This is a genomic window from Streptomyces sp. CA-288835 (assembly GCF_050936385.1).
Classification (GTDB): Bacteria; Actinomycetota; Actinomycetes; order Streptomycetales; family Streptomycetaceae; genus Streptomyces.
In genome coordinates, this window is sequence record NZ_JBNJMW010000001.1 from 1,474,028 (window position 1) to 1,488,784 (window position 14,757).

At 69.1% G+C, this 14,757-nt stretch carries 11 protein-coding genes; 8 read left to right on the forward strand and 3 right to left on the reverse strand.

The window, feature by feature from the left end; genetic code table 11:
- The first annotated feature begins 294 nt into the window (after positions 1–294).
- Positions 295–1,308 (forward strand): NADP-dependent oxidoreductase, encoded by a 1,014-nt coding sequence (locus tag ACQEVY_RS06770; RefSeq protein WP_432945839.1) that lies wholly within the window; start codon positions 295–297, stop codon positions 1,306–1,308.
- Between the two features lie 133 nt (positions 1,309–1,441).
- Here the strand turns inward: ACQEVY_RS06770 and ACQEVY_RS06775 are convergent, their stop codons facing one another.
- Together ACQEVY_RS06775 and ACQEVY_RS06780 are read right to left on the reverse strand one after the other, a co-directional pair.
- Positions 1,442–2,452: an enoyl-CoA hydratase/isomerase family protein gene (locus ACQEVY_RS06775; protein ID WP_432945841.1), complete on the reverse strand. Its 1,011-nt coding sequence runs from the start codon at positions 2,450–2,452 to the stop codon at positions 1,442–1,444.
- An 81-nt stretch (positions 2,453–2,533) separates the two neighbouring features.
- A complete protein-coding gene (locus ACQEVY_RS06780; RefSeq protein WP_432945843.1) occupies positions 2,534–2,692 on the reverse strand; it encodes a hypothetical protein in 159 nt (52 codons plus the stop codon).
- 169 nt (positions 2,693–2,861) lie between these two features.
- Here ACQEVY_RS06780 and ACQEVY_RS06785 point away from each other — a divergent pair, with 169 nt between their 5' ends.
- From ACQEVY_RS06785 to ACQEVY_RS06795, 3 genes are all read left to right on the forward strand, one after another.
- The gene (locus tag ACQEVY_RS06785; RefSeq protein ID WP_432945845.1) at positions 2,862–3,773 is read left to right on the forward strand and encodes an alpha/beta hydrolase; all 912 of its coding nucleotides are present in this window, start codon (positions 2,862–2,864) and stop codon (positions 3,771–3,773) included.
- A 195-nt stretch (positions 3,774–3,968) separates the two neighbouring features.
- Positions 3,969–5,858, forward strand: coding sequence for a propionyl-CoA synthetase (locus tag ACQEVY_RS06790; RefSeq protein WP_432945847.1), 1,890 nt, complete (start codon positions 3,969–3,971; stop codon positions 5,856–5,858).
- A gap of 94 nt (positions 5,859–5,952) precedes the next feature.
- Positions 5,953–7,173 carry a metallophosphoesterase gene (locus tag ACQEVY_RS06795; protein ID WP_432945849.1) on the forward strand — a complete coding sequence of 407 codons (1,221 nt, stop codon included), beginning with the start codon at positions 5,953–5,955 and terminating at the stop codon, positions 7,171–7,173.
- A 33-nt stretch (positions 7,174–7,206) separates the two neighbouring features.
- Here the strand turns inward: ACQEVY_RS06795 and ACQEVY_RS06800 are convergent, their stop codons facing one another.
- On the reverse strand, positions 7,207–8,235 hold the full coding sequence (locus ACQEVY_RS06800; RefSeq protein ID WP_432945851.1) for a LacI family DNA-binding transcriptional regulator: 1,029 nt from the start codon (positions 8,233–8,235) through the stop codon (positions 7,207–7,209).
- A gap of 749 nt (positions 8,236–8,984) precedes the next feature.
- Between ACQEVY_RS06800 and ACQEVY_RS06805 the strand changes: the two genes are divergently transcribed.
- The 4 genes from ACQEVY_RS06805 (at position 8,985) to ACQEVY_RS06820 (ending at position 14,553) form a co-directional block, all read left to right on the forward strand.
- The gene (locus ACQEVY_RS06805; RefSeq protein WP_432945853.1) at positions 8,985–10,301 is read left to right on the forward strand and encodes an extracellular solute-binding protein; all 1,317 of its coding nucleotides are present in this window, start codon (positions 8,985–8,987) and stop codon (positions 10,299–10,301) included.
- Positions 10,298–11,200: a carbohydrate ABC transporter permease gene (locus ACQEVY_RS06810; protein WP_432945855.1), complete on the forward strand. Its 903-nt coding sequence runs from the start codon at positions 10,298–10,300 to the stop codon at positions 11,198–11,200. Before ACQEVY_RS06805 ends, ACQEVY_RS06810 begins: the two co-directional genes overlap by 4 nt.
- A gap of 1 nt (position 11,201) precedes the next feature.
- Positions 11,202–12,095, forward strand: coding sequence for a carbohydrate ABC transporter permease (locus tag ACQEVY_RS06815; RefSeq protein ID WP_432945857.1), 894 nt, complete (start codon positions 11,202–11,204; stop codon positions 12,093–12,095).
- 76 nt (positions 12,096–12,171) lie between these two features.
- Positions 12,172–14,553 (forward strand): beta-glucosidase family protein, encoded by a 2,382-nt coding sequence (locus tag ACQEVY_RS06820; protein ID WP_432945859.1) that lies wholly within the window; start codon positions 12,172–12,174, stop codon positions 14,551–14,553.
- Positions 14,554–14,757 lie beyond the last annotated feature (204 nt).

Genomic DNA, 14,757 nt, shown 5'->3' on the forward strand with positions numbered 1-14,757 from the left:
CCGCTAGCCGCCCAGCCACCGCACGTTCGCAGCACCGCCTCCGGCGTGCCCACCCGTTGAAAGTCCCCCGGAGATCCAGGAGGCGATCTTCGCGGTCCACGCCGAACTGCAGGGCCGGTCCCGAGTCGGGACGGCCATGCGCACCCACCTGATCCTGAGTTTACTTTTCGATACTCAGCAGGTAGCGTCGTGACCAGCACATCAACCCGGCCGCACGCGAGAACGGGCGCGCGGGGGGACCTGCGCGAAGAATCACTTCGACCACCGGAACACCCACCCAGAAAGGCGGCCGACATGAAGGCCTTCGTCGTCGAGAAGTACGGCAAGGAAGGCGTGCGCGCCGCGGAGGTACCCGAGCCCGCCGTCGGGGACCGCGATGTCCTGGTCAGAGTGAGCGCCGCCAGCATCAACCCGCTGGACAAATTGGTCCGCAACGGGGAGTTCAAGCAGGTCCTGAAGTACAAGCTTCCGTTCGTGCTCGGCCATGACGTGGCCGGCGTCGTGACGCGGGTCGGTTCCGCCGTACGCGGCCTCAAGGTCGGCGACGAGGTCTACGCCCGTCCCCGCGACCTGCGGATCGGCGCCTTCGCGGAGTTCATCGCGATCGACATGGACGACGTCGCACCCAAGCCGGCCGCACTCACCCTCCAGGAGGCAGCCGCGGTGCCGCTGGTGGCCCTGGCCGCCTGGCAGGTTCTCGTCGACCGTGCCCAGGTGAAGCCGGGGCAGAAGGTGCTCATCCACGCCGGTGCCGGAGGCCTCGGCTCGACGGTCATCCAGCTCGCCAAGCACCTCGGCGCCACCGTGGCGACGACCACGGACACCGACACCGAGAAGCTGGTCAGGAGCCTCGGCGCCGACGTCGTCGTCGACTACACCAAGGAAGACTTCTCGAAGGTGCTGTCCGGCTACGACCTGGTGCTGGACTCCCTGGGCGGAGCGAACCTCGAGAAGTCGCTGACCGTACTGAAGCCCGGCGGCCTGGCCATCAGTGTCGTCGGCCCGCCGGACGCCGGCTTCGCCAAGCAGCTCGGCGCCCCCTCCTTCCTGGGCCTGGTCATGAACGTGCTCAGCCGCAAGGTCCGTAAGCAGGCCAAGGCGCTGGGCGTGCACTACCAGTTCCTCTTCATGCAGGCCAACGGCTCCCAGCTGCGCAAACTCGGCGCCCTCTACGACAGCGGGAAGCTCCACCCGGTCATCGACCGCACCTTCCCGTTCGACCAGACGCTCGAGGCGATGGCGTACGTCGAGCAGGGCCGCACCAAGGCCGGCAAGGTCGTGGTCTCGATGGAGCCCGACAACGACTGAGACCGTGCTGGCCACGGACCCTCCGTCCGGCACGGTCACACGGTCACCGGAGGGGCGACGTATGGCGTGCGGAATGTCACCGAGAGGCTCCCGCTCCCGCTGCGCGCCGGGAGTGTGATCACGGCGGACATGCTCAGGACGGCAGCGCCTTTCCGCCGAGCGACGCACGTTGCCAGTTGGGAGTGCGGTCCTTGTCGACCAGGGCCGCGCGCACGCCCTCCAGGAAGTCCGGCGTGCGGATGGTCGTGCGCGTGAGGGCGAGTTCGGCGCTGAGGCACTCGCGCAACGTACGCTGCCTGCCCCGGGCCAGCAGGGCGTGAGTGATCTCCAGGCTCTGCGGCGAGGCGGACTCCAAGGCCGCCAACGCGGTTGCCGCCCAAGGGTTGTCGAGCTGCCGCAGGCGTTTCTCGATCTCGCCGAGACTCGGCGCGCCGAACGCCCAGTCCACGTCCCCGCGCACCTCCGCCAGCCCGCTCTCCGCCACCGGGGAGCGGTCGGCAAGCCGGTTCAGGACCACGTCCACCGGGTCCCCGGGGCTGTCGGCCAGGGCATCCCCGACCCCCTCGAGCCCGTCCCTGGGAACGAAGTGCGTGGCCAGCCCCGTATACAGGGCGTCGGCCGCGTCGAGCCGGTGCCCGGTCAGTCCCAGGTACATGCCGATCGCGCCGGGCAACCGCGGCAGAAAGTAGCTGGCCCCGATGTCCGGGAAGAACCCGATCCCAGTCTCGGGCATCGCCAGCACCGCGCCCTCGGTGACGACGCGGAACCTGCCGTGGACGGACAGACCGAGACCGCCACCCATGCACAGACCGTCGATGAGCGACACGATCGGCACGGGATACTCGGCGATCCGAGCGTTGAGCCGGTACTCGGAGGCGAAGAACCGCTCACTGGCCTCGGCATCCCCGGCGAGGCTGTGCTCGCGGATCGTACGGATGTCTCCGCCCGCGCAGAACGCCTTCGTGCTGGTGCTGGCGAGCACCACCGCGGACAGCGGTATGCGCTCCCACTCGGCGAGCACGCCGTCGATGGCGGCGACCATGCCCGTCGTCAGGGCGTTGAGCGCCTTGGGCCGGTTCAACAGGATGCGGCCGACGCCCCGGTGGACGTCGGCGAGAATCTCGACCGCAGCGGTATCAGTCATCGGTCGTCACTTCTCCATCCGCACTTCTCCATCCGCGCGGGCCTGGCTGTCGTGGCCATCACGTTCCTCACTCGCCGGGTGTCAGGCGTAGATCTGCGCGTAGAGATCCTGGATCTCGTCCACGGTGGGTACGACGGGCTTGCCGGCCGGGGATCCGGAGGCGAGCGACTGCTCGGCAACGAGTGACAACAGGCGGAACCACTCGTCCTTGTCGATGCCGTGGGCTTGGGGCGTGGGCACCTCAAGATCCTGGCACAGGGCTCGGAGCGCCTCCGCGGTGGGTGATTCCAACCTTGCCTGAGTTTACTTTTCTATACTCAGCCAGTAGCGTCGTCATGCCCAGCACATCGACCCGGCTGGCTGTCGCAGGGGAACCCGCCACGGCACCTGTCTGAGAAGGAACACCACCATGGGAATCAGTCCAGAAGCACAGCAATTCGCGGAGTTCCTCGCGAGCACGAACGCGAAGGCGGCCCTACCCGGCCTCGACCTGGCCATCGTTCGCGACATCGTCGACTCCAACCACAAGGCGTCGACCGAGCCGGAAGGCGTCACCTACGCCGAAGTGGACGCGAACGGCGTCCCCGCTCTGTGGGCCATCCCCGAGGGCGCCGACCCCGACAAGGCACTGCTCCACTTCCACTTCGGCGGATCCGTCGCCGCCTCCATGCACTCGGACCGCAAGGCCGCCGGCCACATCGCGAAGGCGGCCGGAGCCCGTTCCCTCGTGGTGGACTTCCGCCTGGCACCCGAGCACCCCTACCCCGCCCAGCTCGACGACGCCGAGACGGCCTACCGGTGGCTGCTCTCGCAGGGCTACGAGCCGCACAACATCGGCAGCACGGGCCACTCGATCGGCGGCACCCTCGCGGTGATGCTGCCGCTGCGTCTGCTCGCGAAGGGCGAAGCGACCCCGGGCGCGATCGTCAGCGTCTCGCCGTGGACCGACCTCACCATCCAGAACGCCTCGGTGGACGCGAACGAAGAGAACGACAAAATGCTCAGCAGGAACACCCTCGAACTCTTCCGAGCAGCCTGGCTGCAGGACCCCGCGGTGGACTTCACCGACCCCCAGATCAGCCTCGTGAACGCCGATCTGACCGGCCTGCCGCCCACGACCGTCCACTACGGCGAGTACGAGACCCTCGCCGACGACGGCGCCCAGCTCGGCCGCCGCCTCGCGGACTTCAAGGTCACCTCCGAGGTCCACCCGATGCCCGAGGGCCAGCACTCGTTTGTCCTGGGCGCCGGGCGCGTACCCGAGGTGGACCAGGCGATCCAGCAGATGGGCCAGTGGCTCCGTAAGCACCTCGGCGCGTGAGCAGAAGCCGCACCTGACGGCGGGACGGGGTCTGCCGACGCGGCCGCCGCACCACCTCGATGCCGGTGACCGGTACGCCGGTCACCGGCATCCCGCTCGACCCTGGCCCGGCGGCATGCGGTACTTGTGTCCGACACTGTTTCCGCACGCAGCCCCACCACCGTCCCTCGATGCCACAAAGGAGTGCCCGACGCGATGGGAACGTACGAGGATGTCTTCCGCGCCAGCACCGAGGACCCGGAGAGCTTCTGGCTGAAGGCGGCCGAGGCCATCGACTGGGATGTCACTCCGCAACGCGCCCTGGACTCCTCGGGCGCACCCTTCTACCGCTGGTTTCCCGACGGACGGCTCAACGTCTGCTTCAACGCGCTCGACCGGCACGTCGAAGCCGGCCGCGGCGGACAACCCGCGCTCGTCTACGACTCCCCCGTGACCGGCGCCCAACGCACCTACAGCTACGTGCAGTTGAGGGACGAGGTGGCAGCCTTCGCCGGAGCACTCACCCAGCTGGGCGTGGGGCACGGCGACCGTGTGGTCATCTACATGCCGATGGTCCCCGAGGCGGCCATCGCGATGCTGGCCTGCGCACGGATCGGCGCGGTCCACTCGGTCGTCTTCGGCGGCTTCGCCCCGCACGAGCTCGCCCTCCGCATCGACGACGCGGCCCCCAAGGTGGTCGTCTCCGCCTCCTGCGGCATCGAGGGCAAGCGGATCATCGCGTACAAGCCCCTGCTCGACCGGGCCATCGAACTCGCCCACCACAAGCCGGAGAAGAGCGTGATCCTGCAACGCCCGCAGGAGCCGGCCGCGCTGGGGCCCGACGATCTCGACTGGGCCGACCTGGTCGCCGCCGCACCGCCGGCCGACTGCGTCCCCGTCCCCGCCACCGATCCCCTGTACATCCTCTACACGTCCGGAACGACCGGAAAACCCAAGGGAGTTGTCCGCGACTGCGGCGGCTACGCAGTGGCCCTGCACTGGTCGATGGGCGCCGTCTACGACGTAGGCCCGGGCGAGACGATGTTCACCGGCTCCGACGTCGGCTGGGTCGTCGGGCACTCGTACATCGTCTACGCGCCCCTGCTGGCCGGCGCGACGACGGTCCTGTACGAGGGCAAGCCGGTCGGCACACCGGATGCGGGCCAGTTCTGGCGCGTCGCCGCCGAGTACCGGGTCAAGACCATGTTCACGGCGCCCACCGCCTTCCGGGCCATCAGGAAGGAGGACCCGAAGGGGGCACTCACCGCCGGCTACGACCTCTCCCACCTGCGCTACCTCTTCCTCGCCGGCGAGCGCCTCGACCCGGAGACGTACCACTGGGCGAGCGCTCTCCTGGACGTCCCGGTGATCGACCACTGGTGGCAGACCGAGACCGGCTGGCCCATCGTCGCCAACCCGGTCGGCATCGAAGCCGCTCCCCTCAAGCCCGGCTCCCCCACCCGCCCCCTGCCGGGCTGGGACGTCCGCGTCCTCGACCCCTCGGGCGAGCCGACGCCCGCGGGCGTCGACGGTGCCATCGTCGTGAAGCTCCCCCTGCCGCCCGGCGCACTGCCCACCCTCTGGAACGACGACGACCGCTACGTCGCCTCCTACCTCTCCGCCTACGACGGCTACTACCTCACCGGCGACAGCGGCCACATCGACGACGACGGCTACGTCTTCGTCATGGGCCGCACCGATGACGTCATCAACGTCGCCGGACACCGGCTGTCCACCGGCAGCATGGAAGAAGCTCTGGCCGCCCACCCCGACGTCGCGGAATGCGCCGTCATCGGCGTCGCCGACGAACTCAAGGGACAGATCCCACGCGGCTTCGTCGTGCTGAAAGCAGGCAGCAACCGCGAACCGAGCGAAGTCGAGGCCGAACTCGTCCAACTCGTACGCGACCGCATCGGCGCCGTCGCCTCCCTCAAGGACGTCACGGTCGTCGCCGCCCTGCCCAAGACCCGCTCGGGCAAGATCCTCCGCAAGACCATGCGCGGCATCGCCGACGGCCACGACGAACCCATCCCCTCCACGGTGGACGACCCCGGCGTCATCGAGGACCTGCGCCCCGTCCTCCTCCGCCGCACCGACACCCCGTGAACGTGACCGCCCGAGTCGCCCCACGCCCCTCCGGCCAGCCCCGGGGCGACCGGATACAGTGCGCGAGACGGCAGCGCGGTCAGAGAGGGGAAGCGTGACCGACACCAGCGACACCCGACCCGCCGACAGCGAAGTGCAAGCTCCGCGGCAGAGCCGACTGCACCGCCTGATGCGCTACCTCCCCCTGATCGCCCCCGTCCTGCTGTGGGCCGTGCCCTGTTGGGTGCTCCTGCACGCCGGCCAGCACTGGCCGCTGCCCGTCGCGCTGGTCGGTACCGCCCTGTTCGTCCTCGGCCTCGTCGGTATGCCGCTCGCGATGGGGCGCGGCCACGGCCGGCGCCAGCAGGACCGGGCGGCGATCGTCGGTGACACCCTGCTGGGCGCCAGCTGGGTTCTGTTCACCTGGTCCGTTCTGCTCGGCGTCCTCTTGCGGTTCGCCCTGACCGTGGCCGGCATCGGTGAGAGTCAGGACCGGGCCCGAATCGTCACGTGGGCCGTCCTCGGCATCACCGCGGTACTGCTCGCCTGGGGATACGCCGAGGCCCGCCGCGTGCCACGGGTGCGCCGCCTGGACGTACAACTCCCGCGGCTGGGTGCCGGGTTGGACGGCACCCGCGTCGTCCTCATCACCGACACCCACTACGGCCCGCTCGATCGCGCTCGCTGGTCGGCGCGGGTGTGCGAGACGGTGAACACTCTGGAAGCCGACCTGGTCTGCCACACCGGCGACATCGCGGACGGCACGGCCGAACGCCGCCGCGCCCAGGCCGCCCCACTCGCTACCGTGCAGGCCACTCAGGGCCTGGTCTACGTCACCGGCAACCACGAGTACTACAGCGAGGCCCGGGGCTGGGTCGACCTGATGGACGAACTGGGCTGGGAGCCGCTGCGCAACCGCCATCTGCTGCTCGAACGCGGAGGCGACACCCTCGTGGTCGCAGGCGTGGATGACGTCACCGCCGAGTCCTCCGGCCTGGCAGGCCACCGCGCGCACCTCGCCGGAGCCTTGGACGGTGCCGACCCCGACCTACCCGTCCTGCTCCTGGCACACCAGCCCAAGTTCATTGACCGGGCAGCGGCCGCCGGCATCGACCTCCAGCTCTCCGGCCACACCCATGGCGGCCAGATCTGGCCCTTCCACCACCTGGTCCGCATCGACCAGCCCGCCCTCGCCGGCCTCAGCCACCACGGCACTCGCACCCTCCTCTACACCAGCCGCGGCACCGGCTTCTGGGGCCCACCGTTCCGCGTCTTCGCCCCCAGCGAGATCACCCTGCTCGTGCTCCGCTCCCCGCACCTGCCCACCTCGCCGTAGCACTGGACAGGCCAACACATCCGCTACCTGCGACTACCTACGCGCCGCAGTCTCTTCGCGGGGTGGCGCCGTTGAGGCGCGTACCACGAGTTCGGTGGCGAGTTCGATGTGGTGGGAGTCGACCTTTTCACCGTTGGCCAGTCGGAGGGCGGTACGCAGAGCGGCACCGCCCATCTCCCGTAGTGGCTGGCGCACGGTGGTCAGTGGCGGTGACGCCATCTGGGCGAGGCTTGTGTCGTCGAAGCCGACCACGCTCAGGTCCTCGGGGATGCGCAGGCCTCGGGTGCGGGCGGTCTCGATGACACCGAGGGCGATCTCGTCGTTGCCTGCGAAGATCGCCGTCGGTGGCTCTTGCAGGCCCAGTAGCGCCGTGGCACCGATCAACCCGGTCTCGTACGTGAAATCTCCGGGCTGGACGTAGACGTCGGGTACCGGCGCTCCTTCCGCCTCCATGGCGGCGCGGTAGCCGTGCATGCGTGCCTGGTTGCATACGGCCATGGCCGGTCCGCCGATATAGGCGACGCGGCGGTGACCCAGGGAGAGCAGGTGCCGGGTCGCGGCCAGGCCGCCGGCGAAGTTGGTCGCCCCGACGCTGTGGACGCGGCTGTCCGGCAGATGCAGTGGGTCCAGCACGACCAACGGCAGCCCGGACCGGGCCAGTTCGTTCAGGTGCGCTGTGGTGTACACGCTGGTGACCGCGATGACGGCGCGGCGCCCGGCTGAGACCAGGTCCCGGGCCCAGTGCGGGGCATGGGACGCCTTGCTGATCACCACCGAGGCCCCCGATTCGGCGGCGGAGTCGATGATGCCTTCCAGGGTCTCGGCCACGTACGACTTGAGGCCGCCCTGGAACTGCACCTCGATGGTCGGGCTTTCGACGACCTCGGTGTGGCGGAACACGGGCGCGAGGTAGTCGTGCTGAAGCAGCAGTTCCTGCACCCGGCTGCGGGTGTGCGGCGCCACGTCACCGCGACCGTTGACCACTTTGGACACGGTCGCGACGGAGACTCCCGCCGCTTGGGCGATGTCGGCCAAGGTGGTGCGCCTGGCGTTCGGACGCATCGTTCCTCCCAGCTGTACGTCCACCGGTGTGGTGAGCTGCCGGTCGGGCCGGCAATGCGGGTGGAACCGGTCAACCGTACGGCAACCCGGCACCGAGCTCGTCCGGAGAGGTGCCGACGGGCCCTTCAACCTCGACACGTCCGACGATCCGTGTGAGATCGCGTCCGGTGAACGCGGTACGGGGCATGCACGCCGACCGGTACACGTGCGACCCGTACGTGCGCGCTTGCGCCCGGTTCCAGCCGTATCCGGGGGCAGCGGGCCAACTGCCGCACTGTCCCGCCCGACCGCCCGGACGGTGGGGATCTGCTCCCGCAGCGACCTCTGCCGGCGGAACGCTCCCGGGTTCTCGCGAACACATCGTCCGGAGGCGCCACTTGTGGACTCTCCGCCTGTCCGTCGCCGCCTTCGGCCACACGCCCCGGGCAGTTGCCGACGCAGCGACTGCCGAGCTGCGCGACCTTGTGCATGACCTGCACCGACAGTGCGTCAGCCGCGGCCATCGCATCGCCTCTCCGTTCCCAATCGGTCTACTTCGAAATAGTTTCGGTCCCTGCCAAGAGTTTCTCGAGGGCCGTTCTTGCCCGATATTACGCGGCTGGCGGCAGCAGGACAACGCGCCTGCAGACACCTTGACAGGGCGTCAGCCCGAAACTTAATTTGCACGAACGGAACTCGGAGAAGGCTGTTACGAAAACCTTTCACCACGAATCACGAGAAGCCGATGGCTCTCGAGTGCGGAGAAAAACATGGCGCTCTCCCGACGTACCCTCCTCGGCCTGGCCGCCGGCGTGCCGGCCTCTGCGGCCCTCGCGGCCTGCGGCACGTCCGGCCCCAGCAAGGGCGGCGGCGACGGCACGGCCACGTACTGGCACCTGAGCGGCCAGCCTCAGGAAGGCGTCAGGACCGGTGCTGTGGAGCGGTTCAACGAGGCCAACCCCAAGGGGCAGATCGAGGTCACCACCTTCGAGAACGACGCCTACAAGACGAAGATCAAGACCGCCATCGGCGCCGGGAAAGCGCCCACCATCATCTGGGGGTGGGGCGGCGGCACGCTGCGCACCTACGTGGAGGCCGACCAGGTCGACGACCTCACCCCGTGGTTCGACGAGAACCCTGACATCAAGAACCGGCTCTTCCCGTCCTCGTTCGGCGCGGCGACCGTCAACGGCAGGATCTACGCGATGCCGTTCGAGAGCGTGGAGCCGGTCGTCCTGTTCTACAACAAGAAGGTCTTCGACGACGTCGGCGTGGAGCCGCCCCAGTCCTGGGACGACATCATGGCCCTGGTGCCCAAGTTCAACGCGGAGGGCATAGCGCCGTTCTCCCTCGGCGGCCAGTCCCGGTGGACGAACATGATGTGGCTGGAGTTCCTGTTCGACCGCATCGGCGGCCCCGAGGTGTTCCAGGCCGTCTTCGACGGCGAGAAGAACGCCTGGTCCCACCCGGCCGCCATCGAGGCGCTGACCAAGGTGCAGGACCTGATCAAGGCGGACGGATTCATCAAGGGCTTCTCCTCGATCACCGCGGACTCCAACGCCGACCAGGCGCTGCTGTACACCGACAAGGCCGCGATGATGCTGCAGGGCTCCTGGTCGTACGGCATCCAGCAGACCGAGGGCGGAGACTTCGTCTCCGGCGACAACCTCGGTTTCATGAACTTCCCACCCGTCGAAGGCGGCAAGGGCGATCCGGGCAACTCCGTCGGCAACCCCGCCCAGTACCTGTCCATCTCCTCGAAGGCCAGCGCCAAGCAGAAGAAGATCGCGAAGGACTTCTTCGCCACCGGCGTCCTCGCGGACGAGGAGGTGAAGGCGTGGATCGACACCGGAGCGGTGCCGATCCGGAAGGGCTCGGAGAAGCTGCTGGCCGAATCCGAGAGCTCCGAGTTCTTGGAGTTCGTCTACGGCATCGCCAGCAACGCGAAGTCGTTCGGCCAGTCCTGGGACCAGGCGCTCAGCCCGACGGCCGCCGAGACGCTGCTGGACAACATCGCCAAGCTGTTCCAGCTGTCCATCTCGCCGAAGCAGTTCACCGACAATCTCAACAAGGTCATCGGCAAGTGAGCGCCCTCACGGGCTCTACAGGGCGCGAGAGCCGACGCAGCATCCTGCCTTGGCTGGCCGTGCCGGCGTTGCTGTTCTTCGTCGGCTTCGCCGTGGTCCCGCTCGTCGGCGTCTTCGTGCTGAGCTTCACGACGTGGGACGGGATCGGCACCATCCACCCGTCCGGGCTGACCAGCTGGCGTGCGGTGCTCACCAACCCCGGGCTGCCGCACGCCCTCTGGGTGACGTTCCTGGTGATGGCCGTGTCCTGGGCGGTTCAGACACCGGCGAGCATTCTGCTCGGCACGTTCCTGGCCGGCCGCCAGCGCTACCGCGCGGTGCTGAGCCTGATCTACTTCGTCCCGCTCCTGCTCAGCTCCGCGGCGATCGCGGTCGCGTACCGGGCGCTGCTGGACCCCAACTTCGGGCTGGGCGCCGGGCTGGGGCTCGAGTGGCTCAGCAAGGACTGGCTGGGGCGCCCCTGGCTCGCCTTCGGCGTCGTCGTCTTCGTCGTCTCCTGGCAGTTCGTCCCGTTCCACTCGCTGATCTACCAGGGGGGCGTCCAGCAGATCCCGCAGTCCCTGTACGAGGCCGCACAGCTGGACGGCGCCGGGCAGATCCGCCAGTTCTTCAGCATCACGCTGCCCCAGCTCAAATACACCATCATCACCTCGTCGACGCTGATGGTGATCGGCTCGCTCACCTTCTTCGACCTCATCTTCGTCCTGACCGAGGGCGGCCCAGGAGACGCCACCCGGGTCCTCGCGCTGGACATGTACAAACGGGGCTTCCAGGCCGACCTGATGGGGCCGGCCAGCGCCATCGCGGTCATCCTCGTCCTGATGGGCCTCGCCATCGCCCTGCTGCTGCGCCGGCTCGGAGGCCGGGACGCCGGTGAGAGCCAGCTTGAGGGAGTCTGACATGACCACCACGCTGACCAAGCCGCATCCGCAGAAGACCAACCCGCGCGAGCGGGGGCACCGTCCCGGTGCGACCGCCCGCCGGCGCAACTGGCTCGGCGGCCTGGGCGGATGGCTCTGGCTCGCCGTCGTCGTCGTACCCCTGTACTGGATTCTCATCACCAGCCTCAAGGCCCGGAGCGACTACTACGCGAGCAACCCGCTGGCGCCGCCGACGGACCCCACACTGGACAACTACGAGCTGGTCTTCGAGTCCGACTTCATCAGCTACTTCTGGAACAGCGTCGTGGTCACCGCCGGCGCGGTGGTGCCGGCGGTCGCGGTCTCCTTCATGGCCGCCTACGCCATCGTGCGCGGCTGGCGCATGCGGTTCCTGCGCTTGGCGAACGGGATGTTCCTCATGGGCCTCGCCATCCCGCTGCAGGCGACGGCCATCCCGGTCTACCTGATCATCATCAAGCTGCAGCTGTACGACAGCCTGCTGGCGCTGATCCTGCCGTCGATCGCCTTCGCCATCCCGCTGTCCGTGCTGATACTCGCCAACTTCATCCGCGACGTGCCCAAGGAGCTGTTCGACTCGATGCGGGTGGACGGAGCCACCGAGTGGGGGACGCTGTGGCGCCTGGCAGCGCCGCTCACCCGCCCGGCCATCCTCACCGTGACCATCTTCAACGCGCTGACCATCTGGAACGGATTCCTGCTGCCGCTGATCCTCACCCAGAGCCCTTCCCAGCGGACTCTGCCGCTCGCCCTGTGGACCTTCCAGGGCGAGTACGGGGTCAACATCCCCGCTCTCCTGGCCGCCGTCGTCCTCACCACCCTGCCCCTGATCATCCTGTACGCGTTCGGCCGCCGTCAGCTGCTGAGCGGTCTGACCGCCGGATTCAGCCGTTGACCGACGCTGACGCCCTGCTCGTCTGCCTGTTCGCCCGTCGCGCCCTGGCCAAGGGTCTGATGGGTGTGGGAGGAAAGTGAACGCCAACGTGGCTGTAGAGAACGCCCCCGCGATCTCCCTCTGGAACGACCCCACCGTTTCCGTCACCGCGAGAGTCGACGCCCTGATCGACGCGATGACCCTTCAGGAGAAGATCGCCCAGCTGTACGGAGTGTGGGTGGGCGCCTCCGATCAGGGCGGTGAAGTGGCCCCCCACCAGCACGACATGGAGGAGGCCGTCGATCTCGACGCGCTCCTGCCCAACGGACTGGGCCAGCTGACCCGGCCCTTCGGCACGGTCCCGGTCGACCCCGCCCTGGGTGCGCTCTCCCTGGCCCGCACCCAGAGCCGTATCGCCGCCACGAACCGGTTCGGGATCCCCGCACTCGCGCATGACGAGTGTCTGTCCGGCTTCGCCGCCTGGGGGGCGACGGCCTACCCCGTTCCGCTGTCCTGGGGCGCCACCTTCGATCCGGACACGGTGCGGCGCATGGCCGCCGCCATCGGTCGCGACATGCGTGCCGTCGGCGTCCACCAGGGACTCGCGCCCGTCCTGGATGTGGTGCGCGACGCCCGCTGGGGCCGGGTCGAGGAGACCATCGGCGAGGACCCGTACCTCGTCGGCACCATCGGGACGGCATACGTGCAGGGCCTTGAGTCCGCCGGGATCGTCGCCACCCTCAAGCACTTCGCCGGCTACTCGGCCTCACGCGCCGGCCGTAACCTCGCTCCGTCCTCCATGGGCCCGCGTGAACGCGCCGACGTTCTGCTGCCTCCCTTCGAGATGGCGATCCGTGAAGGCGGCGCCCAGTCGGTGATGAACGCCTACACCGACACCGACGGCATGCCCTCCGCGGCCGACGAGGATCTGCTCACCGGGCTGCTGCGCGACACATGGGGCTTCGACGGCACCGTCGTCGCCGACTACTTCGCCATCGCCTTCCTGAAGACGCTGCACGGCATCGCAGCCGACTGGGCCGGCGCCGCCGGCACGGCGCTGCGCGCGGGCATCGACGTCGAACTGCCCAATGTCAAGACATACGGCGCGCCCTTGGCCGAGGCCGTCGCCGACGGCCGCATACCGGAGGCGTTGGTCGATCGCGCCCTGCGCCGGACACTCACCCAGAAGGCGATGCTCGGCCTGCTCGACCCGGACTGGAGCCCCGTGCCGCCCGAACTCGACGGGTTGGACCTGGACGACCCGGCCGCCCTGCGCGGCCGAATCGACCTGGACGGTCCGGAGAATCGCGCGCTGGCCCGCACGCTCGCCGAGGAAGCGGTCGTGCTGCTGAGCAACGACGGCACCCTGCCGCTCGAGAGGCCGCGCCGCATCGCCCTGCTCGGTCCCAACGCCGATGAGCCCAGCGCCGTACTCGGCTGCTACTCCTTCCCCCAGCACATCGGCGTCCGCCACCCCGGTACCCCACTCGGCATCCAACTGCCCACGCTGCGCGACACTCTTACCGCCGAGTTCCCCGACGCCGAGATCACGGTCGCCCGCGGCACCGGAATCGACGACGGAGATCTCTCCGGCATCCGCGAGGCCGCCCGGGTGGCACGCGAGGCCGACATCGCCCTGGTGGTGCTCGGCGACCGCGCCGGGCTCTTCGGGCGGGGCACCAGCGGCGAGGGATGTGACGTCGACTCGCTACTGCTGCCCGGCGCGCAGCAGCAACTGCTCGACGCCCTGCTCGACCTGGAGACACCCGTGGTCACCGTGCTGCTCGCGGGACGACCGTACGCCCTCGGCCGCGCCGTGGAGGAGTCCGCTGCGATCGTGCAGTCCTTCTTCCCGGGTGAGGAGGGCACTCACGCGATCGCCGGGGTGCTCAGTGGCCGTACCAATCCCTCCGGACGTCTCCCGGTCAGCGTGCCGCGCGGGCCGGGCTCCCAGCCGGCCACGTACCTCGGGGCGCGGCTCGCTCACGTCAGCGAGGTGTCCACCATCGACCCGACCCCCGCGTTCGCCTTCGGTCACGGTCTGTCCTACACGCGGTTCGACTGGTCAGACCTGACCGTGGACGTCCAGGAGGCTCCGACGGACGGTGAGTTCACCCTCGCCTTCACCGTCCGCAACGCAGGCGAGCGGTCCGGAACCGAGGTCGTCCAGCTCTATCTGCACGACCCGGTCGCCTCCGTCGTCCAGCCGGTGCAGCGCCTCGTCGGCTACACCCGGGTCGAACTCAAGCCGGGCGAGGCCCGACGCCTCCGTGCCACGGTCCCGGCCGACGTCGCTTCCTTCACCGGACGCGACGGTCGGCGCGTCGTCGAACCGGGCGAGCTGGAAGTACGGTTGGCCGCCTCCAGCGCGGACCCGCGCCTGACGGCCAGGCTCACGCTGACCGGACCCGAGCGCCATGTGGATCACACGCGCCGCTTGCACGCCACGGTCGGGCAGGAGCCGGTTACCCGGGCATGAACCAGGCGTGCGCAGCGCACGCCGCGGCAACGGCAGCGCTGCGCACACGGAACCGCAGGCCAGGCATGTGGTGGTCCGGGCCCGGTGCTTCAGGGGTGCCCTGTGACTACGCGGCCTGGTGCCCGTCCCTGCGGTCGGTTGTGGCTGTGCGGCGCCGGGGCCACGGGACGTGCGGGTGAGCTGCCGGCCGTATGAGTCTTCGTC